Raw genomic sequence first — 25,230 nt, forward strand, 5'->3', positions numbered from 1 at the left:
AATGACAACGCAATAAATGGACTTAGTTACAAGTGCAGATACCATCACTTGTGATGACGCTGGGTATTTGGTTGATACCAATCACAGCATCCCCCCTATTTACAACATGACAATCTGGAGTTTTTATGAGTAAATCTACCATCATCTATACCTATACAGATGAAGCCCCTGCCCTAGCAACGCATTCTTTATTACCAATCGTTCAAGCCTTTACCAAAAGTTCTGACATCAATTTTGTAACTAGCGACATCTCACTTGCCGGTCGTATTCTGTCTCAGTTTCCTGAATACCTAAGCCCAGAACAACGCACTACTGATGCACTTGCTGAACTTGGCGAACTTGTAAAGCAGCCAGACGCCAATGTCATCAAACTGCCAAACATTTCTGCGTCTATGCCACAACTACTGGCGACCATCAAAGAACTACAAAGTGGCGGTTATGCCGTGCCTGACTATCCAGCAGATGCAACCACCGATGAACAAAAAGACATTCAAGCACGCTATGACCGTGTCAAAGGCTCAGCTGTAAACCCAGTTTTGCGTGAAGGCAACTCTGATCGCCGCGCTCCAAAAGCGGTAAAGAACTTTGCCAAAAAATTCCCACACTCAATGGGTGCATGGACAACCGACTCAAAAACCCATGTCGCTACCATGTCAGATAATGACTTTTTTCACAACGAAAAATCATTCACCGCACCTGTTGCAATGAATGCCAATATCATCTTTACTGACAATACCGGCAACCGCACCGAACTACGCAAGCCTGTGGCACTACAAGCAGGTGAAGTGCTTGATGCAACCGTCATGAACAAAAACGCCTTGATTGCGTTCTTAAGCCGTGAAATCCAAGATGCTAAAGAAAAAGGCGTGTTATTTAGTTTGCACATGAAAGCCACCATGATGAAAGTCTCCGACCCCATCATCTTTGGTCATGCGGTTAAAGCGTTTTTTGCTCCAGTGTTTGAAAAATTTGGCAACGAACTAAACAGTGCCGGCATCAATGTCAATAATGGGCTAGGCAACTTATTTGCCAATCTAGACAAACTAGAAGCCAATACTCGCACCGATGTAGAGACCTTGATCGCCAAGTCATTCTATGAAGGCCCTAGCATTGCGATGGTAGATTCCAATAAAGGTATTACCAACCTGCATGTGCCAAGCGATGTGATTATTGATGCGTCAATTCCTGCAATGATTCGTACCTCAGGTCGTATGTGGAACGCCGATGGTGAACTTCAAGATACCAAAATTACCATTCCTGACAGCACCTACGCACCGCTATATGAAACCGTGGTTGCATTCTGCAAAAAGCATGGTGCATTCGACCCAACTACCATGGGTACTGTGCCAAATGTCGGTCTAATGGCTCAAAAGGCTGAAGAATATGGTTCGCACGACAAGACCTTTGAAATCAAAGGTGCAGGCAAGGTAGAAGTGATTGACGATGCAGACAATGTGTTGCTATCGCACGAAGTGCAAGACGGCGACATTTGGCGTGCCTGCCAAACCAAAGACGCTGCCATCAAAGATTGGGTACAACTTGCAGTGAACCGTGCTCGCCTTTCAGACACGCCTGCGGTATTTTGGTTAGATGCCAATCGTGCACACGATGCCGAACTCATCAAAAAAGTTAACACCTATCTTGGCGAGCTTGACACCGATGGTTTGGACTTACGCATCTTGTCTATCGCTGACGCTACCCAATTCACCCTTGAGCGTCTAAAAGATGGACAAGACACCATCAGTGTAACAGGCAATGTACTGCGTGATTATCTAACCGACCTATTCCCAATTTTAGAGCTTGGCACATCAGCCAAGATGCTATCTATTGTGCCTTTGATGAACGGCGGTGGTATGTTTGAGACTGGTGCTGGCGGTAGTGCACCAAAACATGTTCAGCAGTTCAACGAAGAAAACCATCTGCGTTGGGATAGCTTAGGCGAGTTCTTGGCACTGGCGGTATCACTAGAGCACACCGCTCAAAAAACTGGCAACGCCAAAGCTCAAGTATTGGCTAACACCCTAGATGCTGCTACCGAAAAACTACTACTAAATGACAAATCACCGAAGCGTAAAGCAGGTGAGCTTGACAACCGTGGTAGCCACTACTATCTGGCAAAATATTGGGCAGAGGAGCTAGCAGCTCAAAGCACTGACACGGCATTGGCAGCGGAATTTGCTCCAATTGCACAAGCATTATCAGAAAACGAGACTGCCATTATTAACGAGCTAAATGGCGTACAAGGAAAACCAGTTGATACCAAAGGCTACTATGCTGCCGACCGTGATGTATTAACTGCTACCATGCGTCCAAGCGAGACCTTTAATCGCATCATTGCACAGCTATAAACCCAACCACAAAAAATGCCATCTAACTAGGTGGCATTTTTATTCTTAATACATAAAACACCTATTATGAAAAAACTTCTAATCAATCTTTGTGGCTATCTGCTGATATTCTTGGTAATATACAGTGCCGTTAACTTTTGGCGAGCTCCCGCCATGCCACAAGTTCCGCAACTGACCTATCTTCAGCACCAGACACCAATTGATGTCATCGCCCAAAGCCATAAAGAACCAGTATTGCTCTACTTCTGGGGAACTTGGTGTAGTATCTGCCGATTCACCACACCCAACATTCAGCAGCTACATCAGACAGGCACACCCATTGTCTCTGTGGCGGTCAAATCAGACAGCACCGATGAGCTTAGTACTTACCTACAAACTCACGACTATGATTTTATCGTCATCAATGACCTAGCAGGGGATATCTTTGCCGACTGGCAAGGTAAGGTCGTGCCAACTTTTATCATTTTAAAAGATGGTGAAATTAAACAAAGTTTCACAGGATTTGCCCCACTTTGGTCATTAAAAGCTCGGTTGTGGTTTGCTCGTTTATAAATGTCAACAAAACTTCATCACACGATAGGCTTGTGTTATAATGTTTGTTTTAATGGCATACTTTTTTAACACCCCTTTTATCATTGACGGTTATTCAAGAGCATCATGAATACACACAGCACAAACACCCAAGGCACACTATTTATCATCACCGCCGCATCAGGTACGGGCAAAACCAGTCTGGTCAAAGAACTGCTAGCAAGCACCGAACAGCTAAAAGTGAGTATCTCTCACACCACACGAGACCCCAGACCTGCCGAAATAGATGGCGTACATTACCACTTTACAACCAAGGACGACTTTGAGCAACTCATCAAAAACGGTGCGTTCTTTGAATATGCCAAAGTCTTTGGCAATTACTACGGCACTTCCAAACAGGCTGTTGATGACCTACTTCATCAAGGAATTGATGTTATCTTGGAAATTGACTGGCAAGGGGCTTTGCAGGTCAAAGAAAAGTTTGAACACGCAGTGATGATTTTTATTTTACCGCCAAGCAAAGATACTCTAAAACTCCGCCTATCAAATCGTGGTCAGGACAGCATTGAGGTTATCAATACTCGATTGGCAGGTGCTACTCATGAGATGCAACATTATCATCACTTTGATTATGTGGTCATCAATGACGATTTTAACCAAGCGTTAACCGACTTACAGTCCATCATTACTGCCAATCGACTGACACTCGCCAAACAACAAAGTCGCCATCACACGCTCATCAGCTCCCTATTATCACAAGACTGATATCTTGCTAATTGCCATCAGCATTTTAGAGAACCTTGTTCTTGATGAACCGATGGCAAATTCAGGCATTTGTTACCATCATTGATACCACACAAGAAAGATGGGTGGCATCAATGATGGTGCCTATCAGACTTGCTCGCACCGTCCGCCGTCAGCTAAATCGGCAGCAATGGCAACGATAGGTTTAATTCGCTTTGTCCGTACCATTTCAAACACTCTGATTATTTAAGACAACATATGTTACCAACCCCTGAACTGATGATTTATCTGCTTGATATGGTGGGTATCATCGCTTGCTCTATCGCAGGCACAACCTTAGCCCTGCACCGAAAATTTGACTTTTTTGGTTGTATTTTGGTCTCAATGGTCAATGCCATCGGCGGTGGAACGATTCGTGATGTCATGCTAGACCGCCACCCGCTATTTTGGATGACCGATCTGAACTATATTATCATCATCACATTGACATCGCTCATTTGTCAGATGTTTTTTAGCTATTACCAAAAAATTGATTGGACGCTCAAATTCTTTGATGCAGTGGGTCTGGCCGCATTTAGCATCATCGGACTAAAGGTTGGGCTGTCTTTTGGAGCCCATCCATTCATTGCAGTCATGATGGCGGTATTAACAAGCATCGCAGGTGGCATCATGCGTGATATGATTTGCAACGAAATTCCACTGGTATTACAAAAAGAAATCTACATCAGTGCCAGTATCATCGGTTCAGTGGTGTACTTTCTTTTGGGTTATTTAGGTGTTGTCAATGGCATTCAAGACACTTTAGCCTTAGGCATCATCTTTGGGGTTAGAATGCTTGCCATTCGTTTTGACTGGCATCTACCATCCATTCGCCTGCTATGATTGTTTGTTTAAGTCTTTATCAAAAAACCTGCCGATACGACAGGTTTTTTGATAAAAGAACCAAGTTAATCGTAATCAAATGCCAATTTATGACAAATAACGCCCCACCAAACTTACCAATAACTGAATGTGTCGCTCATCGGTGTTTAAGGCAGGGATATACTGATAGGACTTACCGCCTGCATTCATAAAGTTATCACGGTTCTCTACCGCAAGTTCTTCTAGGGTTTCAAGACAATCAGCACTAAAGGCAGGGCTTAGTACTTGTACAGACAGTCCTTCTGCACCCCATTGGGTTAATAGTTCATCAGTATAGGGTTTTAGCCACTCTTGTGCCCCAAAACGAGATTGAAAACTAATCGCCCACTCATCATCATTAAGACCTAGCTCGCCTGCGACTAGCGTTGCTGTGCGATGACATTGCTCAGCGTACGGATCGCCTTTATCAACATAAGGTTTTGGAATGCCATGAAAACTCATTAAAAGACGCTCAGCACGCCCATGCACCGCCCAGAATCTACGAATACTGCCTGCCAAAGCCTGTATATACAGTGGATGATCATGATAATCACCCACAAACTGAATGGCCGGCATATGACGCTGTGCCTTGCAGTAGTCTGCCACTTTATCAAAGACAGCGGCGGTCGTGGTCGCTGAATACTGTGGATATAATGAAAGGACAATAATGTCATCATGCCCCTTAGCTTGTAGCTCTTGTAGTACCTGCTTGATGTTTGGATTGCCGTAAGTGGTAGCAGGAAATACAGAAATACATTTGCCCATCTCAAAGAGTTTGTGCTCAAGCTGACTTGCCTGTGCCTTTAAAATCGCAAGCAGTGGCGACCCCTCATCCGTCCATACACTTTCATAGGCATGAGCCACACGCTTAGGGCGAGTGGTCAATACAAATAGATTTAGGATAATCTGCCAAATAAACGATGGCATCTCAATCACTCGGGTATCGGACAAAAACTCACGCAAGTAGCGACGCACTGCCTGCGGTGTTGGCTCATCTGGTGTGCCTAGATTGACAAGGATAATGGCTGTTTTCATGTGCTTATTTTAACTTATTTTAGCAACTGTCTTATTAAAACTTTTTGATTGATGTACATTGTTACAATGCGACTTAGTGTACCATTTTTTATCAAAAATAGCAGTCTATTTGTATCAATAATTTAATTTGGTTAAATCAAAAAACCGCCAAGTCGCCATCAGCCAAGCAAACTTTGCCAAAATTCTTTATCAAGCTGACCAAGTCATTGATTAAGAGCCAAACAAAATGCTACAATAACCCCTTTTAATTCACTACAAAAACAAACAAAAAATGGATAATTTTCGTGCAATCTCACAACCAAGCACCTTATCTTGACCCAACTTCTGTTGGAATAGTTACACCCCAAACCCTGCATTTTAATCAGCCGTTACGCCTAGAATGCGAACAAGTACTGCCAAGTTTTGACCTTGTTATTGAAACTTATGGCACACTAAATCCTGACAAAACCAACGCCATCTTAATCTGCCATGCTCTATCAGGCTCACACCACGCCGCAGGCTATCATTCGCCTGACGATACCAAAGCAGGCTGGTGGGACAATCTGATTGGCAATGGCAAGACGATAGACACGAGCCGATTTTTTGTGGTGTGTCTCAACAACATCGGATCATGTCATGGTTCAACAGGTCCAACATCGATTAACCCTGCCACAGGTGAGATTTGGGGGGCGGATTTTCCCCTTATCACCATTAAAGATTGGGTGAGAACCCAAGTCATGCTCTCTGACCGCTTAGGCATTGCCAAATGGCACGCCATCATCGGTGGCTCAATGGGTGGCATGCAAGCCCTGCAATGGTCGGTCGATTACCCAAGCCGTTTAGAGCGAGCGGTCATCATCGCAAGTACTCCTAAGCTATCCGCCCAAAATATTGCCTTTAATGAAGTGGCACGCCAGTCTATCTTATCCGACCCTGACTTTCATGATGGTTGGTATCTAAAGCACGGTACTTATCCTAAACGGGGGCTGATATTGGCTCGCATGGTTGGGCATATTACTTACATCACCGAAGAGGCCATGAGAGCTAAGTTTGGGCGTGATTTAAAGTCGGGCAAATTCATGTATGGCTTTGATGTGGAATTTGAGGTGGAGAGTTATTTGCGTTATCAAGGTGAGCGGTTTAGCAAAAATTTTGATGCCAACACTTACCTGCTGATGACCAAAGCCCTTGACTACTTTGACCCAACACGGGATTATACGGCCGATCACTTAGATGAAAAAGAAGCACTCAAGCAGACCCTTGCTCGTACCGAATGCAAGTTTCTGATCGTCTCGTTCACGACTGACTGGCGGTTTAGCCCAGAGCGTTCGGTGGAAATTGTTGATGCACTCATGGCAAATGATAAGCCTGTTAGCTTTGTTAATGTAGATGCACCTCATGGGCATGATTCGTTCTTATTTGACATTGACCGCTACACCAGTGCCGTTCGAGGGTTTTTAAATGCTCCTGCCATCAATTTCACTCACAAACAGCATGACAAAAACCATCTTAGCTGACAAGGCTATAAACCAAGCAAAGACCCAAGCCTTATTTATTGACCTACTTTTAACCACCAAGAAAAACCATGAATATAGACCATCAATTAGCCGAAAACTGGATAATACAAGGTGCTAAAGTCCTAGATTTAGGCTGTGGCGATGGCACGCTACTGGCTCACTTGCATGAGCGTCTGGGCGTGTCAGGTTATGGCATTGAAATTGATTCCAATAAAATCAATCAAGCCATCGCCAAAGGGCTAAACATCATAGAGCAAGACCTAAACGATGGCTTGGCTCGCTTCGCTGATAACAGCTTTGATACAGTCGTCATGACTCGTGCCTTGCAAGCAGTCAAAAACCCCCAAGATTTATTAAACGACATGCTTCGTGTTGCTAAGTTTGGCATTGTAACTTTTCCCAACTTTGCCTACTGGCAAAACCGAATGTATCTAGGCATTAAAGGAATCATGCCCATCAGTGAGACCCTGCCCCATCAGTGGTATGACACGCCAAACATACACCTATGCACTTTCAAGGATTTTGAGAAACTCTGCCACGATAACGACATTCGTATTCTTGAAACAGTCGCTCTATGGGACAACCCAAACCAAAAAATCCCAGCGTTTATCCGCAATAAAATCGTCAAAGTCGCTCCCAATCTATTGGCAGATGTGGCGGTGTATCGCATTACAAAACTACGCTAACACCCACCTTAGGCTTGATTTATCCATTGAGTTTTTTAGCATAAAATGCTAAGATAGTATATTGATTTATTTTGGAGTTGTTATGAAAATCCTAAAAATCGTTCTATTTTCTGCTACGCTCAGTACTGCGGTGGTAAGCCATGCTCAGTCATCTGGCGTCCAGTTTGAAAACATGGACATCAGCAACTTGACCGACCAAGCAGCCCAAGGCAATCATCACGCTCAATTTTTCCTAGCAAAACGCCTACAAAAAGGCGAAGGAACACCCAAAGATGCCAGTCGTGCCGCCTACTGGTACACTCGTGCTGCTGAACAAAATATCCCACCCGCTCAGCTAAACTTAGGTCTGATGTACCTACGAGGTGAAGGTGTTGGGGCTGACATGGATGAAGCACGCAAATGGCTAGAAAAAGCTGCTCATCTAGGCGACAATCGAGCCAGCTATGCTCTTGCCATACTAGATGAACGAGAAAAACGCCTTGTAGATGCTTACAAATGGTATGACCTATCCACACGAGATGGCATGTTAGATCAAAATATCAAAAATAAAGCCCAGACCAAGATTGGTCAGCTTGCTCTAAATCTATCATCTGAAGATATCGAGAATGCAAAGAACAATGCCAATAGTTGGTTTCAAAACCAATAACCATTAAGCATACCCCATCAAACATCACTAAGAACAACGAAACCAAAACCGCCCTAGCCAAGGCGGTTTTTATCATACCCAACCCATCAAAAAAGCACACCTTGCCCACTTGGTTTTGGCGTCTTGACCAAAAAACCCAGTGCTGATAATTTCTCTTTTAACGTCATGATATTATAAAAAGAATGGGCATTGGTGGTGTTTTGAAAATAAATAAACAACTCATCAAACTGCTCTCGACTGCCAAAAATTTCATCAGCAATCCTACCAAGTTCATCATCGGTATAGCGATAATCATGGCGTTCTTTGGCGGTTGCTTCGTCCCACCAATGTTGATTATTGCCATGCAAGCGATAATAAGCAGTGCGAGTATTTACCCAAAAAGGCGTGTTAGGCAGTCCAATATTTTTAGGGTAGTCTGCATTAACCCAGATGAGATTTGCCGATTTGCTAAAATACTCAAAAACAGGGGCAATGTGCCAACTGGGGTGGCGAAACTCTATGGCAAGCAAATACCCATCAAACCACTTGACCAACTCGCCTAGATACTGACGATTGACAGGCGTTCGCTCAAAACTGTAAGAAAACTGCAACAATAACGGGGCAAGAAAGGAGTGAATGGGCGTAAGAATATTTAAAAAACTTTTGGCAGTTTTGATGGTGGCGGTACGAGTATGGCTAAAATCTTGGTGTAGTTTAAATGAAAACTTAAGCCATTCGCCTGCCTTATCTAGTATGCCAAACACGGTTTTTTGCCCAATCGGTACATGAAAACTACTGTTAATTTCCACGCAATCATAGTGATTGGCATAGTGGTGCAAAAACTCGCTTGGGCGTGCACCATGTGGATACAGCGTACCAATTAAATCGGTGTCGCTATATCCACCTGTACCAATGTAAATGTTTGACTTCATCAATCACAATCAAGCAATCGGCGGTGTATAAGTCCCATTTTTGATATCATCTTTGATTCGTTCTGCCTCTGCCAAGACCTGTGATAACAAGGCTTTGACATTATCAAAAGTGGCAACAGGACTAAGCGTTGTCATTTTTAATGATTGCACATCACGCTTGCCGTCAATGACACGAGTTACGCCAATATTAGCATCACCTTTGGCAAACAGTTCATCTGCCACATTTTGGTTGAGATTATCAATAAATTGGCTCGGATAATCTTTTGGTACAACACGGAACAATACGCTAGCAAATTGTGGCTCTACCAATAGCTCCAAGTCATCGGTCGCTTTGATGTAATCTGCCACTTGACGAGTTAATTGCACGCCATGATCAATCATTGAACCATAAAGCTTCTCGCCCAAAGCCTCAATGGTCAACCATAACTTCAACGCATCAAAACGGCGAGTGGTTTGTAGTGATTTTGATACCAGATTTGGCACGCCATGCTCTTCATCGTAGGCTGAATTTAAATACTCGGCTTCATAGTGCATAAAGCGATAATTTTTTTCATCTTTTAGTAGGAACGCACCGCATGAGATGCTTTGGAAAAAGTGCTTATGAAAATCCAGCGTTACCGAATCAGACAGCTCAATACCGCTCAACATATCACGATGGTTGTTAGACAACAGCAACGCCCCGCCCCATGCCGCATCAATGTGTAGCCATGCCCCAACTTCATCACACAGCTTGCGGATTGTCCGAATGTCATCAATCGCCCCTGCGTCTGTTGTGCCAGCGGTTGCCACCACACACGCTATAATTTTGCCGTCATTTTTGAGCGTTTGTATTGTTTTGGCAAGAGCATCCGTATCCATTTGAGCATTGTTATTGACAGGCACAGCAACAACTGAAGCAAAACCCATGCCCATCATCGCCATATTTTTTTGGACACTAAAATGGGCGTTTTGTGAACAAATCACTTTTACCTTCGCCAATGCGTCAGGTGGAATGCCATCTTGTTGCACCGACCATTCTTTGCCGTTATTTTGCCAGTTTTTGGCAATCGCCCAATCACGAGCAAGCAACACCCCCATCAAGTTAGACTGTGTCCCACCTGATGTGAATACCCCTGCTGTGCCTGTGCCATAGCCTGTTTTTTGGCGTAGGTAGTCAATCAGTTGCACCTCCATCAACGAGCCTGCAGGCGACTGGTCCCAAGAGTCCATAGATTGATTGGTGGCATTAATCAGCACTTCAGCAATCTGTGAGCTTACCATCGTTGGGCAATGCAAATGGGCAAGCGAATGCGGATGATGCACTTTTAGGCTCTTATTTAAAAACAAATTGATGGCACGATTTAACGCCTCATCAAGTCCCAAACCCTCTTGGCTTGGCTGAAAGTTAATTGCTTGGCGTAGTTCGTTAATACTACCGCCTGTGTACATTTTATCTTCTTGCAACCAGTCAGCTACGGCTTTTACTGCCGTATTCATTGCATTTTGATAATCATTGACGGACTGTTCGTCATTACAAAACAGAGCTTTACGGTGTTGGGTAAGATTGGTCATTGTCTTCCTAATTCATGTTGATGGAAAATGACTTATTATAACACGGTTTTAAAATCAATCCATTTATTCGCCCTGTAACATCAAAAAAATAATAACAAGGTTATCCATCCTTAGCAACTCAAACACCAAAAGCCAGACTGGTCAAACCCAATGACCATCAAACATCACCACCCACCCCTTTAAATTTTTCCACAAACGCTACAATTTTCTGAAAAATACTTTGTTTGGCAGTTAAATAATTGGGATTAAGCGGACTCATTTTTGGCAATACCGCATTTAAATCTGTACCGTTTTCGCTGGCATATTCTCGTTTTAGTGAAGTTATCAGGTAGCGTTTAGTAGCCTCCGTATTTAAATTATTTTCGCTAATGAGTTCATCGGCTTCGCGTTTTTGTTCGCTTTGGGCAAATTCATAAAACTCACCAATAATACTTGGCTTATCAGGAATGCTATCCAAATCCGCTTGATTAATAAAATCCACCACCAAACCCTCTTTGGCACGATTACTGATACTTGCCCGAATGGTACGGCGAATTTCTTCTACCAATGCCGTCTTATCTTTGATTTTTTTGTGATGGTCAAAAATAAGTTCCAAAATATAATCCAAATTAATCTCTTGTGATTTTAGCAAATCCACTTCAAAAACCACATCATCCCAATCAATTTGGCTTTGATTTTGGTTTTCCGCCCCTTTTTGCTGACGAAGCCAATCACGAATGTCATTATAAGTAGAACGATAATCTTGCACCACTCGCTCAGATGGCATTGGTATGGTTTGCATTGTAGCAAAATCATCATCGCTTAATTGAAATTTGGTTTTAAAATCCATTACCGCAGTTTCATCATTCAAATCAACTGTTTGTATTTCTTTGAGTGCGGTAAATTCATCATAATTTTGCAAAATATTTTCGGCACGCAAATACTCACCAAATAATTTGGCAAATTCTTTTTTGTCTTTTTCGGTTTCTATTTTTTCAGGGTCGGGGAATCGTTCATTTAATTCCTTGACAACTTCCAAATAACCCCGCCGAGCCTCGCCTGTTTGGCTATCGGTATAGCCGTCCATATATTCTTGATAGCTTTTTTCCAATACCACATTTTTGGTATTTTTATCACCAAATAAAGTAATGGCATCAATGGTGGCTTGTTCCAAATCACGAAAGGTAACGATATTGCCAAAAGATTTGGTGGCATCATAAATACGATTGGTGCGTGAATAGGCTTGCATCAAACCGTGATAACGCAAATTCTTATCCACAAACAAAGTATTTAATGTCGGTGCATCAAATCCTGTTAAAAACATACCAACCACAATCAATAAATCAATGTCTTGATTTTTTACGCGTTTGGCTAAATCACGATAATAATTTTGAAATTCTCGGCTTTCTACGCTGTAATTGCTTTGAAATAGAGCGTTATAATCATTAATGGCGGACTGCAAAAACTCTTTGGCACTGCTATTCATTGCCGTTAATTCAAAGCCCTCATCTTCAATATCACCAACCGCATCTTGGGCTTCATTGGCAGAAAATGAAAAAATGGTCGCTATTTTTAAAGGTTTTTCTTGGTCTTTTTGCAATTCTTTAAAAGCCTCATAATAGGCTTTGGCGGCATCAACTGAACTTACCGCAAACATTGCATTAAACCCCTTACCACCTGCATTTAAACGATGGGTTTTATGTTTAAAATTATCCAAAATATATTGGCTGATTTTGGTAATTCGCTCGGGGTGTAAAAGTGCTTGCTTGGTTTCAAATGCCGGTAATTTATTTAAATCTTGTTCGCTCTCTAAGGATTTGAATTGTGGGCGAACATCATTATAATCCACTTTAAATTTTAAAACTTTTTCATCACGAATCGCATCAGTAATCACATAAGAATGTAACTGGCGACCAAAAACGCTGGCGGTAGTTTCTGCACCCAAAGCATTTTGTGGAAAAATAGGCGTGCCTGTAAAACCAAATTGACAAAACTTTTTGAATTTTTTATTTAAATTCTTTTGTGCTTCGCCAAATTGTGAGCGGTGACATTCATCAAAAATAAACACCACTTGTTTTTGATAAATCGGTAGATTATCTTCCGATTTCATCAGATTGTTGAGTTTTTGAATGGTGGTTACGATGATTTTGTTATCATCTTTTTGCAAATTGCGTTTTAGCCCTGCGGTACTTTCTGAACCATTGACACTATCAGGACTAAACCTTTGATATTCTTTCATCGTTTGATAATCCAAATCTTTTCTGTCCACCACAAAAAAGACCTTATCAATAAAATCCAGCTCTGTTGCCAAACGGGCTGCCTTAAAACTGGTCAGCGTCTTGCCTGAACCTGTGGTATGCCAAATATAACCGCCACTTTCTAAACTTCCCCAGTTTTTGGTTAAATGCGTATTTTTAATTTTCCACAAAATTCGCTCCACCGCTGCAATTTGGTAAGGTCGCATAATCAATAGCGTATCACTACTATCAAATACCGAATACTGCAATAACACACGCAACAAGGTATCTTTTTGAAAGAATGTGGCAGTAAAATCCTTTAAATCTTTGATTGGGTGATTATCAGACCTTGCCCAATTCATTGTAAAATCAAAGCTGTGTTTGTTTCGCTTGGTGGTATTGGCAAAATAACGCGTATCTGTGCCATTACTAATCACAAAAATTTGTAAAAATTTAAATAAAGAATTATCTGAATTAAAACTCTCTTTGCTATAACGATGGATTTGATTGAAAGCCTCACGAATGGCAACGCCTCGTTTTTTGAGTTCAATTTGAATCAAAGGCAAACCATTGACCAAAATCGTAACATCGTAGCGGTTTTTGTGATTGCCCGTTTGTTCAAATTGATTGATGACTTGCACAAAATTGCGGGCAATGTTCTTTTTGTCCAGCAAATAAATGTTTTGGATACGCCCATCATCAAAGACAAAATCACAAATATGGTCATCGTGAATTTTACGGGTTTTTTCAACGATGTTTTCAGATGGCACATCCAAATATTCTGCGACAAAACGCTCCCATTCTTTATCCAAAAAAGCCACATCATTGAGCTTTTGTAATTGCTCACGCACATTTGCCAAGAGTCTAGCTTGGCTAGTTAAATCACGGCGATATTCATAACCTTGATTGATTAAATCTTCAATCAATTCTTTTTCCAAAGCACTTTCACTTTGATAACTGGCATCCGATTGGTCAATTTTTTCGTATTTGTCCAAAACAATAAAATGATTGGTTTCGGCGATGGGGGTGATTTGGGTGGTCATCTTTATTCCTATTTATGGCGATTACATTATATGGCGACATATAGCAACATATAGCGACATTTTTGCTTGACAATCTAAGGATACTTAGATACAATATTGTCCAACAACTCCCCTAGTTTTGCCAACCTAAGTGGTTGGGGTTCAAGGCTAGGGGCTTTCTTTTGCTTATTATTTGGATTTGTGCCAGAGCTTCCAAGCTGTTGGCTCAATATCTACGCCCATTTGGTGCAAGCTCACAGCACCATTTTTTACTTGCGGAAACTCGTTCAATAGAGCCAAAAATCGCTCACCCCAAGTAGAATTTGGGCAAATCACATCAAGCATTCTTTTCATCAAACAAAAATACACAAACATATTTTTACTATTTAATTGCCGAAATTCAGGCTCTAAACCTTTTAAATTTGCACTAAATACCATATTTCTATTCCATAATCTGCCGTGATGAGCAGAAATATTGCGAATAAGGTTAAAAGCGTGTAAATGGGTTTGTAAATGTGTGCCACTTTTTAGATGATAAAGCTTGGCAATTTTGTCTTTATCTTCTGATTTCATTCCTTTATACAACTTGGACATTGTACCAAAATCCCAAATTTCACTGACCACCCAAATAGGCATATCGTCATAATATTGATGATGATGCTTAACAAAACTGTTGTGCTTTTCTCTTTCTAATAATTTTTCGTGAGTGTCTAGCCATTCTGCGTGATTAAATTTATCATTAAAATATTGGCTATCTTTATAGGCTGTTGCACCATATTCCCCAAGCACATAACTGATATTGGTTCTTAGGGCAATCTCTATACGCTCCAAAGCGTCTAAGGCAAGATGTCGCAACTTTTTATCAAAAATATAAAGTTTTCTAACATCATCAAACTCACTATCAGCAATAAAATCATCCAAACGAGATTTTGGCTGCCTCAAATCTTTTTGGCGAAATGAATAAAAGTACCCACTAAGCCGATAATAACCGATATTCTTTAAATATTTCTTTGCATTATTCTCATCAATAATAATCAATCCACGAGATTTTAATAAAGCAAGTTGCTCATCAAAGTTTTTCCAAGTTTTTGGTGCTCTTTTTTGGGTCATTTTATGATTCCATATCAAAATTCAAAAGCAACTCCCGATAATACTCATATTGCTTTTGACGCAGTTCAATTTCACGGGGCAAGCCTTCGCTAATAGAATGTGTAAGCGTGTCAAATTTATCCAAAATGGCGACAATTTGGGTTTGGGTTTCTAGGGGTGGGATTGGGATTTTGTAATCTAAAATCATCTCCTTGCTCCCTCGTGGCATTTTTGCCCCTTTGGCGTGTTGCATATTGTAAGCAAAAAATTTATCATCGGATAAAACTTGATATAAATATCTTGAATTAACAGAATTATCCGTCAAATGAATGACCAAAACATCTCCACTTGCTCCACCATCATTATTGGCTTGCCATATCTTTTTTAAATATGGACGAATATTACCAATCAAAATATCATCTTTAAAATAAGCTGCAACATTACCCTTTTCTGGAATATGATTGGATAGTGTTTTGCCCTGTTTATTTTGCAACAAATTATCCACGCCCACATAGTTTTGGTCATTAAGGCTATTTGCTTTAATTCTGGTTTTTGAATAATAAGCAATCTCCCCCAGAGTTTTCCAAACTATTGTTCCCAGAGAGAGAGAGAGAGAGAGAGAGACGACTCTAATTGCGATGAATTATCAAATGACAATAATGTATCACGATAATAAGTATATTGCTTTCGCCTTAATTCCAGTTCTTTTTGCAATTCTCTTTCTAATTCACTTTCCAAAGCGGTAAATGCGTCCAAAATTTGGACGATTTTTTGTTGAATTTCTAGGGGTGGGATTGGGATTTTTACCTTTTCCATTTGATTGCTCATCAATTTTGGATTTCCCATGCCTGAATACACATATTTTTTAGCTTCAATACAAAGCCAATGATAAATAAATTTGTAATTTAGTTGATTATTGTTATTTAAAATAATTAAACCGCAAACATTTGTTATGGAAAATTTTCCGTTACGATAAAAAACCGTTCCAGCATTCGCACCGTCTGTTGTCCAAGTAACGAATTCCCCTTCAAAATCAAAAGTATTGATTTTGCCAATCTCGCCATTATTAGCTGTTTGAGAGCTGTAAACAGGGTAGTTTCCTTTGTTATCCGCCAAATATTCTTTTGACATAACTCGCCCACGCTTCAATTCCGCAATTTCCCCTAAAGTTTTCCATTCTACTGATTGCCCATTTAAGAGATTTTTAATAAAGGTGTGCATTATTTTACTCCACTTCAATCTGCACAATAATCTCATCAATACTTTGGCGTAAAGTGGTAATTTTACTGACCGTTTGGCGGATTTGGTCATTTAATACCGCAATATCAATCACTTCTTTGGTGTCTTCGGCTTCCACATAACTGGATACAGACAGATTATAATCATTGCTCGCAATTTGATTGTTTGCAATATTGGCACTAAAATGAGCGATTTCACTTTTGTCGGCAAAGATTTGGAGAATTTTTTCAATATGCTCATCGGTCAAAATATTATTATTGGTTTCTTTTTTAAATAATTTACTGGCATCAATAAATTGAATTTGGTTGCTTGTTTTGTGTTTGGACAAAACCAAAATATTGACCGCAATGCTTGTACCAAAAAACAGATTGGGAGCAAGTGCAATTACCGTTTCAATAAAGTTGTTATCCACCAAATATTTGCGGATTTTTGCTTCTGCACCACCACGATAAAAAATCCCCGGAAAAGTAACAATCGCCGCCCGCCCTTTGGCAGACAGATAATTTAAAGCGTGCATAATAAAAGCAAAATCGGCTTTTGACTTGGGGGCGAGCACGCCAGCAGGGGCAAAACGCTCGTCATTGATTAAAGTAGGGTCGTCTAAGCCAATCCAGTTAATAGAATAAGGCGGATTGGAGACGATGGCATCAAAAGGCTTGCCATCACCAAACTCTGGTGTTAGTAGAGTATCACCCAAAGCAATTTCAAACTTGTCATAATTGATATTGTGCAAAAACATATTCATGCGAGCAAGGTTGTAAGTGGTGTGGTTAATCTCTTGCCCAAAAAAGCCATCTTGAATGATGTGTTCATCAAATTGTTTTTTAGCTTGTAATAACAGCGAACCTGACCCACAAGCAGGGTCATAGATTTTATTGATGTTGCTTTGTCCGTGCATCGCAAGCTTTGCGATGAGTTTGGATACATGTTGCGGAGTAAAAAACTCACCCCCTGATTTGCCTGCATTGGCAGCATAATTGGAAATCAAAAATTCATAAGCATCGCCAAACAAATCAATCTGATTGTCCTTAAAATCACCAAAATTCAAGCCTTCCACGCCTTTTAGAACAGCCGCCAACTGTCTGTTTTTGTCGGCAACGGTGTTACCTAGTCGGCTAGATGTGGTATCAAAATCAGCAAACAAACCTTTGATATCTCGTTCAGAATCAAAGCCATTGGCGGACGATTCAATGGCATCAAAAATGGCTTTTAAATCGGTGTTAAGGTTGGGGTTGTCGTTGGCATTTTTGGCGACATTTTCAAATAATTGGCTAGGATAAATAAAATAGCCTTTGGTTTTTATGGTATCTTCTTTGATTTGTGCCAAAATCGAGCTATCATCAGGAAAGCTGGCATAATGAACGCCATCGTCGCCCGCTTCAATATAAGCAGAAAAATTCTCACTGATGAAGCGGTAAAAGAGCGTGCCTAATACATATTGTTTAAAATCCCAACCATCTACCGCCCCGCGCACCTCGTTGGCAATTTGCCAGATGCGGCGTTGTAATTCGGCTCGTTGCTGTTGTGCTGTCATGACTCATATCCCTTAACAATAAAAATCAAAGTATTTAATTTACCATACATCTTATGATAGATCTTATAAAAACTATCTGCATTGCCAATAATCATGTTGAGCTTGTTGTTTTGGCTCTCATAAAGCATAGATGGTATCTATCTTTATGTCTTTAGCCAAACCACCCAAAATCACCCATGTTGATTTAGGCACACTTAATCTAAAAATTATACCACAAAAAAACAAGGCACTCCAAAGAATGCCTTGTTGAATCTAAAACCAAATAAAGAACTTACCCACGCACCGCTTTTAGTGCTTCGCCCACCGACTTCTTAAAGCGTTTTACGACTTCTTCGCACTCTTCACGAGTGATGGTAATTGGGCATAAAATACGCACCACCGTACCGCCACGACCGCCACGCTCCAAGAGTAGTTTATTGTTAAAGCACGCTTTTTGAATGGCTGCTGCAAGCTCGCCATCGGCAGGATATGAGCCAATTTGGTCAGCAGGCTGACGCTCATCTACTATCTCAATACCGTTCATTAGCCCACGACCACGCACATTACCAATACAAGGATATTCTTGGGCAAGCTGATTGATCTCAGCACGCAAAAACTCACCTTGAATGCGTGAATTTTCGGTCAGATTATTGTTGCTAATCTCTTCTAGCACATTATAACCTGCCGCCATTGCCAGCTGATTGCCACGGAAAGTACCTGTATGACCAGCAGGAGACCAAGCATCAAACTTCTTATTGATGGCAAGCACACAAAGTGGCAAGCCACCGCCAACCGCCTTACTCATCACCACCACATCAGGGATAATACCAGCGTGTTCAAAGGCAAACATCTTGCCAGAACGAGCAAAGCCAGCTTGCACTTCGTCCAAAATCAGCACAATATCATGTTTGGCAGTTACTTCACGAATTTTTTGTAGCCATTTGGTGGGAGCAACAACCACACCACCTTCACCTTGAATCGCCTCTAGAATAACCGCAGCAGGTTTGACTACCCCACTTTCTACATCTTCAATGAAATTTTCAAAATAATAAGTCAAGGCATCAACACCCGCTTCGCCACCAAGCCCCAAAGGACAACGATACTCATGCGGATAAGGCATAAACTGCACGCCTGCCATCAGATTGCCTACTTTTTCTTTGGCGGATAGGTTGCCTGTCATCGCCAAAGAGCCATGCGTCATGCCATGATAGCCGCCAGAAAAGGCAATCACATTATCACGCCCTGTATAAGTCTTGGCAAGTTTAATGGCAGCTTCTGTACCATCCGCCCCAGTCGGTCCACAAAATTGCAGTATAAAATCTTGCGGAAAGAAAGAGAGTAGCTTTTCGGTAAAAGCGTCCTTAATCGGTGTGGTAATATCCAGCGTATGTAGTGGCAATCCACTATCTAGCACATCTTTGATGGCACTGATGGTGGCAGGGTGATTATGCCCAAGAGCCAAAGTACCAGCACCTGCTAGGCAGTCAAGGTATTCGTTGCCTTCAACATCAGTTACCCAGCAACCTTGTGCTTTGGCAATGGCTAGGGGGAGTTTACGAGGATAACTTCTAACATTTGACTCCATTTGGTCTTGACGAGTCAGGTAGTAGTCGTTAGTTGCACCGTCTTTAGGGGTTACGGGGGCATGATTTACAAAATGAACGCTCATATCGGATTACCATCTCAGATAAGGGTTAAAAGAAAAACCTATGAATACAGCATCAAGCTCATCTAACATGGACAAAACTTCATGACCGCATTCCTAAACCCAAACCCAATTTATTAATAATAAAATTTGGGTTTAACAAGGTTTGGCGATGTTCGGCATGCATCTTCATGGCTTAACAAATCAAAAGTTGCACGCCAATTTTGCAAGAGTAATCGCTCCAGTTTCTCCATGGGGGCAAATCAAAGCGATTCAACCGCTTGCACGGCAATATTTTAAAAATGTGATGAATTTATCAAAATAAACCACTGTAAACTCATTAAATTTTAAAAAGTGGCAAATTATAACATACAGGGCAAATTTAACAAGTAAATTTTGTACGATTCTAATGCCAACTTAGCACCATCTTAAGGCAATTAAAAAACACCGCCAATCTTGACGGTGTTTTTCTTTTAATCAGTCATCAGGTTAGGCAAGTTGTGCCACGCTGATTTTGTCTGATTTTTCGGTATACTCATTCATTTGGTCAAAGTTTAGATAGTTATAAACTTCTGCTTCCATAGATTCTAGCTTACCTGCGTACGCCATGTATTCTTCAACGGTTGGCAATTTGCCTAGTACCGATGCCACAGAAGCAAGTTCAGCAGATGCTAGATATACATTCGCCCCTTGACCCAGACGGTTCGGGAAGTTACGAGTAGAAGTTGAAACAGCGGTGCAATTTGGTGCAATGCGAGCTTGGTTACCCATGCACAAAGAACAACCTGGCATTTCGGTTCTTGCCCCTGCTTGGGCGTAGGTATTATAGTAACCTTCGTCCATCAGTTGTTTCTCGTCCATCTTGGTTGGTGGTGCAATCCACAGACGAGTGGTTAGGCTGCCTGCTGGCACTTCTGACAACAACTTACCTGCAGCACGGAAATGTCCGATGTTAGTCATACACGAACCGATAAACACCTCATCAATCTTATCGCCAGCAACTTCTGATAGTAGCTTAGCATCATCAGGGTCATTTGGACAGCATAAGATTGGCTCTTTGATGTCAGCTAGGTCAATCTCGTACACTTTGGTGTATTCAGCATCTGGATCAGCTTTTAATAGCGAAGGGTTATCTAGCCATTTTTGCATATTCTCAGCACGGCGAGCCAAAGTACGAGCATCGCCATAACCTTCGCTAATCATCCATTTTAACATGACGATATTAGAACGCAGATATTCAGCGACTTTTTCTTCAGATACCGTGATGGCACAGCCTGCTGCCGAACGCTCAGCAGATGCATCAGACAGTTCAAATGCCTGCTCAACAGTCAAATCATTTTCCATCTCAGTTAGGTCAATCTCTAGGATACGGCCAGAGAAAATGTTTTTCTTGCCTTTTTTCTCAACGGTCAAATCACCCTCTTGAATGGCATAGTAAGGAATGGCGTGTACCAAATCACGCAAGGTAATGCCAGGTTGCATTTTGCCTTTGAATTTCACCAGTACAGACTCAGGCATATCAAGTGGCATCACACCTGTGGCAGCAGCGAACGCCACCAAGCCAGAACCTGCTGGGAATGAAATACCAATCGGGAAACGAGTATGACTGTCACCACCAGTACCTACAGTATCAGGTAGTAGCATGCGGTTTAGCCACGAGTGAATCACGCCATCGCCTGGGCGTAAACTTACACCACCACGGTTCATGATAAAGTCAGGTAAGGTATGATGCGTAACAACATCAATCGGCTTCGGATAAGCAGCGGTATGGCAGAATGACTGCATGACTAGGTCGGACGAGAAGCCCAAACACGCCAAATCTTTTAGCTCATCACGAGTCATCGGTCCTGTGGTATCTTGTGAACCAACGGTTGTCATCTTAGGTTCGCAGTAAGTGCCTGGACGGATGCCTTGACCTTCTGGCAGACCGCACGCACGACCAACCATTTTTTGAGCCAAAGTAAAGCCTTTGCCTGTATCAGCAGGTTGCTCTGGAATACGGAACAAGGTTGAAGGCTCAAGACCTAACGCTTCACGAGCCTTACTTGTCAAGTTACGACCGATGATTAGGTTAATACGACCACCTGCACGCACTTCATCTAGTAGCACAGGAGTTTTTAGCTTAGATTCAGCAATCTGTGTGCCGTTTTTAAAGGCGGTCACAGTTGCAGTTGCATGATCAATCTTTAAGGTAACCTCATCACCCATGTTCATATCAACAACATCAATCTCAACAGGCAACGCTCCAGCATCTTCCATGGTATTAAAGAAAATCGGTGCGATTTTGCCACCTAAGCATACACCGCCGTCTTTTTTGTTAGGAATATAAGGAATCTCATCACCAAAGAACCACAATACAGAGTTAGTTGCTGATTTACGGCTAGAGCCAGTACCCACAACATCGCCCACATAGGCAACAGGATTACCACGAGCAATCAGCTCTTTGATTTGGCTTAGCGGTCCTACTTCACCATTTTTTTCTGGGTTGATACCATCTCTGGCATTTTTTAGCATGGCGTTAGCGTGTAGTGGAATGTCAGGGCGACTCCACGCATCTTGGGCAGGAGATAGGTCGTCTGTGTTGGTTTCGCCAGTTACTTTAAATACAGTAATGGTCATCTCGCTAGGCACATCAGGACGACTAGTGAACCACTCAGCCTCCGCCCATGATTGTAGTACAGCTTTAGCATTAGCATTACCTGCTTTGGCTTTTTCTTCTACATCGTGAAACGCATCAAATACCAACAGCGTCTTTTTAAGTGCTTCTGCTGCCAGCCCGCCAAGCTCAGCATGATCAAGTAGCTCAACAAGTGGTGCAACATTATAACCACCAAGCATCGTACCTAGCAGATATACCGCACGCTCTTTGCTGACAAGTGGAGAAGTTGCTTCGCCTTTAACAATGGCATTTAAAAAAGCAGCTTTCACATAGGCAGCTTGGTCAACCCCTGCTGGCACACGGTTTTCAAATAAATTCACCAAGTAGTCTTCTTCACCCGCTGGCGGATTTTTTAGAAGTTCTACCAAATCAGCAGTTTGGGCATCGGTCAATGGCTGTGGTGGTACGCCTAAGGCTTCACGCTCAGCAACGTGGGCTCTGTATTCGGCTAACATATTGGACATAACAAGTTCCTTAGGTTATTGTTGTAAAAACGGTGCGTTGGGTGCTTTGTGTCGCCACAAAAGTGCCTACACCAAAGAAAAAAGAAACTAAGCTATCATACCGCAAATTTATCAAAGTTTCAAAAGGTTATAGTAAGATAGCCAATATTTATTTTAAAAATACCAAAAAATCCGCCCAGTAAATTGAGCGGATTTGTCAATGATTTGGTTAAGATTTCCACACCGCCTCATCTAGTGTTTTTTCTTGTTTGGCAACAACGGCTGTACCTGCGATATCGCCCACCACATTCATTGAAGTACGCCCCATATCCAAGATGGCATCAATACCCAAAATCATGCCGTAAGCAATCGCCACTACAGAGTCAGCTTCAACAGGTAGTCCAATAGACTCAAGCACCATCAACAGCATAATCGCTCCGGCTCCAGGCACGCCTGCCGTACCTATAGCACCCAATACCGTCGTTAAGGTTACAGTAATCATCTGATCGACAGTCAAAGGCATGCCCACTGCGTTGGCGATAAAAATCGCACACACGCCAAGATATACGGTTGTGCCGTCCATATTCATCGTTGAGCCGACTGGCAAAGCAAAGCTATACACTGACTTTGGCACGCCCATGGATTGAGCAGTCTGGATAGAGACAGGCAAAGTCGCTCCAGATGAACGAGTAACAAAAGCGGTAATCAAGGCAGGGCGAACCTTGTTTAAAAAAATCATTGGCGATAATTTAAACATCGCACAAATCACGCAGTACACCAACACGACTTGTAGCAAAAGCCCTAAATAAACCGAAACAGTAACACTTGCTAAAGAACCAAAAGCCACCGCACCATTTTTGGCAAATACCCCAAAAATCAAAGCGAACACACCAATTGGTGCATATTGCATTACCCAGCCGACAATCTTAAACATCGCTTGGCTAACACCATCTACAAAATAATACACCGTATCCGAACTTTTTTTGATTTGTTCATCATGGCTATCACGCCCAAAGGCAAGAGCAATACCAAACGCCAAGCAAAAAAAGATCATCGGTAGCACTTGACCGCCAGAAATTGCACCAATAGGGTTAGTGGGAATGATGTCAAGTAGGATTTGAATGACAGTTGGGGCTTGAGCCACTTTACCTTCAGCGGCAGCATCAGCAATTAAATTAAGTCCACTACCTGGTTTGATTAAAGCACCAATGCCAAGTCCGATGATGATGGCAAAAATAGAAGTGATGGTATAATAAATCAAAGTTTTAGCACCAATGCGTCCAAGCTGAGCTGGGGTGATGGAACTTGCACCAACAATGAGCGTGCTAGCAATGACAGGCACAACAATCATTTTTAGTAGTCGCACAAAAATCTCGCCAAGTGGGGCAAGCACCGCCATCACACTCGGCGAATTACCGATAATCAATCCGCCTACTGCCCCTAGAATCAGTGCCAATAAAATGCGAATCAGCAGATTGGATTTAAAATATAATTTTAAAATAGACATCGCACACCCTTGCTATTTTGTCATGAGAAAAATAAAACAAGCCACCGTGTTTATATCACAAACAATGGCTTAAAATTGATTTACTGACCTATTAAGTAAGACTGTTCACAAAAACAAACTTCCATTTGATGGCAAAAAGCCCCATCACAACATTTTAAGAAAGCTTATTAATTAAGTCAATAGGCATATCAATATTTTTAATAATTAACCGTTCGCTTGAGCAATCGCCTCACGATACCAAGCAATCGCCCTATCCACCAATACCTGTGTGGCATCAATATAGGCATTAGGATTGGCTTTTGCGTCATTGGCTAAAATAAGTGGCACTTCGGTACAACCCATAATCAACGCACTCGCCCCTTTATCAAACAGTTTGTCCTGCTCAGATTGCATCAAGGTAGTCGCCTCATCAATTCGCCCTGCCTTATAATCATAAATGCTTTGCATGACAAGCGTGTTGTCTTCTGGGGCGATGTAGTTAAGATTAGCTTCTTGTATTTTGTGTTTATATAGATTGGTTGCCAAAGTGGCGTTGGTTGCCAAAATACCAATATTCGTATGTCCACTTTGTTTGGCGTACGCCACCGCTACATCAATCATAGACAGCATGGTGATGTGCGAAAAATCAGCCTGAAGTCGATCAAACCAATAATGAGCAGTGTTGCACGCAATGACCATGCAGTCCGCCCCCGCCTTGACGAGATTATGCGTATATTCATACAAATAAGGATAAGGGTCAGCCCCATCACTAAGGAGATAGGCGGAGCGGTCAGGTATATCAGGTATGGATGAGATGATGAGCGGAATGTGCGTTTGGTCGCTTGTGGCGTGAGCAGACTTAATGAATTTTAAAAACATATCGGCACTTGCCATCGGTCCCATACCACCCAAGATACCGATAGTGGGTTTTTTGTTTGACACTGAATTTTCCTTCTAATTTAAAAAAGAATTATGTTAACAAATTTTAGCAACCAGTTTAAAAGTTTTTCATTTATCTACTGCTTGTTTTTTAGTACAATACGGGCAACTTTTTTGGCATTCATACATCA

Annotated in this window: 20 protein-coding genes; 8 read left to right on the top strand and 12 right to left on the bottom strand. The window is 41.8% G+C overall.

Going from position 1 to position 25,230, the window contains the following annotated elements; translation table 11 throughout:
• Positions 1 to 125 precede the first annotated feature (125 nt).
• The 5 genes from L3D27_RS08275 to L3D27_RS08295 all read left to right on the top strand — a co-directional run bounded on the left by L3D27_RS08275 (position 126) and on the right by L3D27_RS08295 (position 4,505).
• Positions 126 to 2,348: an NADP-dependent isocitrate dehydrogenase gene (locus L3D27_RS08275; protein WP_432480893.1), complete on the top strand. Its 2,223-nt coding sequence runs from the start codon at positions 126 to 128 to the stop codon at positions 2,346 to 2,348.
• A gap of 66 nt (positions 2,349 to 2,414) precedes the next feature.
• Entirely contained in the window at positions 2,415 to 2,900 is a 486-nt protein-coding gene (locus tag L3D27_RS08280; RefSeq protein WP_432480894.1) for a protein disulfide oxidoreductase, read from the top strand.
• A 105-nt stretch (positions 2,901 to 3,005) separates the two neighbouring features.
• Positions 3,006 to 3,644: a guanylate kinase gene (gene gmk, locus L3D27_RS08285; RefSeq protein WP_284673222.1), complete on the top strand. Its 639-nt coding sequence runs from the start codon at positions 3,006 to 3,008 to the stop codon at positions 3,642 to 3,644.
• Positions 3,645 to 3,688: 44 nt separating this feature from the next.
• The gene (locus L3D27_RS08290; RefSeq protein WP_432480895.1) at positions 3,689 to 3,826 is read left to right on the top strand and encodes a hypothetical protein; all 138 of its coding nucleotides are present in this window, start codon (positions 3,689 to 3,691) and stop codon (positions 3,824 to 3,826) included.
• A 55-nt stretch (positions 3,827 to 3,881) separates the two neighbouring features.
• Complete coding sequence (locus L3D27_RS08295) at positions 3,882 to 4,505, top strand: trimeric intracellular cation channel family protein (protein ID WP_284673224.1); 624 nt, start codon at positions 3,882 to 3,884, stop codon at positions 4,503 to 4,505.
• Between the two features lie 87 nt (positions 4,506 to 4,592).
• Here L3D27_RS08295 and hemH read toward each other — a convergent pair whose 3' ends face one another.
• A complete protein-coding gene (gene hemH / locus L3D27_RS08300; RefSeq protein ID WP_432480896.1) occupies positions 4,593 to 5,558 on the bottom strand; it encodes a ferrochelatase in 966 nt (321 codons plus the stop codon).
• Between the two features lie 284 nt (positions 5,559 to 5,842).
• Between hemH and metX the strand changes: the two genes are divergently transcribed.
• The 3 genes from metX (at position 5,843) to L3D27_RS08315 (ending at position 8,386) form a co-directional block, all read left to right on the top strand.
• Complete coding sequence (metX, locus tag L3D27_RS08305) at positions 5,843 to 7,054, top strand: homoserine O-succinyltransferase MetX (protein WP_284673226.1); 1,212 nt, start codon at positions 5,843 to 5,845, stop codon at positions 7,052 to 7,054.
• Positions 7,055 to 7,122: 68 nt separating this feature from the next.
• A complete protein-coding gene (metW, locus tag L3D27_RS08310) occupies positions 7,123 to 7,740 on the top strand; it encodes a methionine biosynthesis protein MetW (protein ID WP_432480897.1) in 618 nt (205 codons plus the stop codon).
• A gap of 82 nt (positions 7,741 to 7,822) precedes the next feature.
• On the top strand, positions 7,823 to 8,386 hold the full coding sequence (locus L3D27_RS08315; RefSeq protein ID WP_284673228.1) for a tetratricopeptide repeat protein: 564 nt from the start codon (positions 7,823 to 7,825) through the stop codon (positions 8,384 to 8,386).
• 86 nt (positions 8,387 to 8,472) lie between these two features.
• On the opposite strand, the gene L3D27_RS08320 is transcribed toward L3D27_RS08315, so the two are convergent.
• The 11 genes from L3D27_RS08320 to L3D27_RS08370 form a co-directional block, all read right to left on the bottom strand.
• Positions 8,473 to 9,297 (bottom strand): DUF72 domain-containing protein, encoded by an 825-nt coding sequence (locus tag L3D27_RS08320; protein WP_432480898.1) that lies wholly within the window; start codon positions 9,295 to 9,297, stop codon positions 8,473 to 8,475.
• 9 nt (positions 9,298 to 9,306) lie between these two features.
• Positions 9,307 to 10,848 carry a pyridoxal phosphate-dependent decarboxylase family protein gene (locus L3D27_RS08325; protein ID WP_432480899.1) on the bottom strand — a complete coding sequence of 514 codons (1,542 nt, stop codon included), beginning with the start codon at positions 10,846 to 10,848 and terminating at the stop codon, positions 9,307 to 9,309.
• Between the two features lie 157 nt (positions 10,849 to 11,005).
• The gene (locus L3D27_RS08330; RefSeq protein ID WP_432480900.1) at positions 11,006 to 14,107 is read right to left on the bottom strand and encodes a type I restriction endonuclease subunit R; all 3,102 of its coding nucleotides are present in this window, start codon (positions 14,105 to 14,107) and stop codon (positions 11,006 to 11,008) included.
• 168 nt (positions 14,108 to 14,275) lie between these two features.
• A complete protein-coding gene (locus tag L3D27_RS08335; protein WP_284673232.1) occupies positions 14,276 to 15,196 on the bottom strand; it encodes an Abi family protein in 921 nt (306 codons plus the stop codon).
• A 1-nt stretch (position 15,197) separates the two neighbouring features.
• Complete coding sequence (locus tag L3D27_RS08340; protein ID WP_432481901.1) at positions 15,198 to 15,815, bottom strand: restriction endonuclease subunit S; 618 nt, start codon at positions 15,813 to 15,815, stop codon at positions 15,198 to 15,200.
• Positions 15,764 to 16,396 (bottom strand): restriction endonuclease subunit S, encoded by a 633-nt coding sequence (locus tag L3D27_RS08345; protein WP_432480901.1) that lies wholly within the window; start codon positions 16,394 to 16,396, stop codon positions 15,764 to 15,766. The genes L3D27_RS08340 and L3D27_RS08345 overlap by 52 nt, the downstream gene beginning before the upstream one ends.
• Positions 16,397 to 16,400: 4 nt before the next feature.
• Entirely contained in the window at positions 16,401 to 17,948 is a 1,548-nt protein-coding gene (locus L3D27_RS08350) for a type I restriction-modification system subunit M (RefSeq protein ID WP_432480902.1), read from the bottom strand.
• Between the two features lie 271 nt (positions 17,949 to 18,219).
• Positions 18,220 to 19,596, bottom strand: coding sequence for a diaminobutyrate--2-oxoglutarate transaminase (locus L3D27_RS08355; RefSeq protein WP_432480903.1), 1,377 nt, complete (start codon positions 19,594 to 19,596; stop codon positions 18,220 to 18,222).
• Positions 19,597 to 20,061: 465 nt separating this feature from the next.
• Positions 20,062 to 22,686 carry a bifunctional aconitate hydratase 2/2-methylisocitrate dehydratase gene (locus tag L3D27_RS08360; RefSeq protein WP_432481903.1) on the bottom strand — a complete coding sequence of 875 codons (2,625 nt, stop codon included), beginning with the start codon at positions 22,684 to 22,686 and terminating at the stop codon, positions 20,062 to 20,064.
• Between the two features lie 217 nt (positions 22,687 to 22,903).
• Positions 22,904 to 24,181: a dicarboxylate/amino acid:cation symporter gene (locus L3D27_RS08365; protein ID WP_432480904.1), complete on the bottom strand. Its 1,278-nt coding sequence runs from the start codon at positions 24,179 to 24,181 to the stop codon at positions 22,904 to 22,906.
• Positions 24,182 to 24,385: 204 nt separating this feature from the next.
• Complete coding sequence (locus tag L3D27_RS08370) at positions 24,386 to 25,102, bottom strand: aspartate/glutamate racemase family protein (RefSeq protein WP_284673238.1); 717 nt, start codon at positions 25,100 to 25,102, stop codon at positions 24,386 to 24,388.
• Positions 25,103 to 25,230: the final 128 nt, after the last annotated feature.

Source organism: Moraxella sp. ZY200743 (assembly GCF_050885545.1).
In the GTDB taxonomy this organism is placed as follows: Bacteria; Pseudomonadota; Gammaproteobacteria; order Pseudomonadales; family Moraxellaceae; genus Moraxella; species Moraxella haemolytica.

Coding starts and splice junctions, on each gene's coding strand:
- L3D27_RS08280 (WP_432480894.1), top strand. CDS start 2,415: ATGAAAAAACTTCTAATCAATCTTTGTGGCTATCTGCTGATATTCTTG.
- L3D27_RS08365 (WP_432480904.1), bottom strand. CDS start 24,181: ATGTCTATTTTAAAATTATATTTTAAATCCAATCTGCTGATTCGCATT.
- L3D27_RS08325 (WP_432480899.1), bottom strand. CDS start 10,848: ATGACCAATCTTACCCAACACCGTAAAGCTCTGTTTTGTAATGACGAA.
- L3D27_RS08350 (WP_432480902.1), bottom strand. CDS start 17,948: ATGACAGCACAACAGCAACGAGCCGAATTACAACGCCGCATCTGGCAA.
- L3D27_RS08275 (WP_432480893.1), top strand. CDS start 126: ATGAGTAAATCTACCATCATCTATACCTATACAGATGAAGCCCCTGCC.
- L3D27_RS08315 (WP_284673228.1), top strand. CDS start 7,823: ATGAAAATCCTAAAAATCGTTCTATTTTCTGCTACGCTCAGTACTGCG.
- hemH (WP_432480896.1), bottom strand. CDS start 5,558: ATGAAAACAGCCATTATCCTTGTCAATCTAGGCACACCAGATGAGCCA.
- L3D27_RS08330 (WP_432480900.1), bottom strand. CDS start 14,107: ATGACCACCCAAATCACCCCCATCGCCGAAACCAATCATTTTATTGTT.
- L3D27_RS08355 (WP_432480903.1), bottom strand. CDS start 19,596: ATGAGCGTTCATTTTGTAAATCATGCCCCCGTAACCCCTAAAGACGGT.
- L3D27_RS08320 (WP_432480898.1), bottom strand. CDS start 9,297: ATGAAGTCAAACATTTACATTGGTACAGGTGGATATAGCGACACCGAT.
- L3D27_RS08345 (WP_432480901.1), bottom strand. CDS start 16,396: ATGCACACCTTTATTAAAAATCTCTTAAATGGGCAATCAGTAGAATGG.
- L3D27_RS08290 (WP_432480895.1), top strand. CDS start 3,689: ATGAACCGATGGCAAATTCAGGCATTTGTTACCATCATTGATACCACA.
- L3D27_RS08295 (WP_284673224.1), top strand. CDS start 3,882: ATGTTACCAACCCCTGAACTGATGATTTATCTGCTTGATATGGTGGGT.
- L3D27_RS08360 (WP_432481903.1), bottom strand. CDS start 22,686: ATGTTAGCCGAATACAGAGCCCACGTTGCTGAGCGTGAAGCCTTAGGC.
- L3D27_RS08335 (WP_284673232.1), bottom strand. CDS start 15,196: ATGACCCAAAAAAGAGCACCAAAAACTTGGAAAAACTTTGATGAGCAA.
- gmk (WP_284673222.1), top strand. CDS start 3,006: ATGAATACACACAGCACAAACACCCAAGGCACACTATTTATCATCACC.
- metW (WP_432480897.1), top strand. CDS start 7,123: ATGAATATAGACCATCAATTAGCCGAAAACTGGATAATACAAGGTGCT.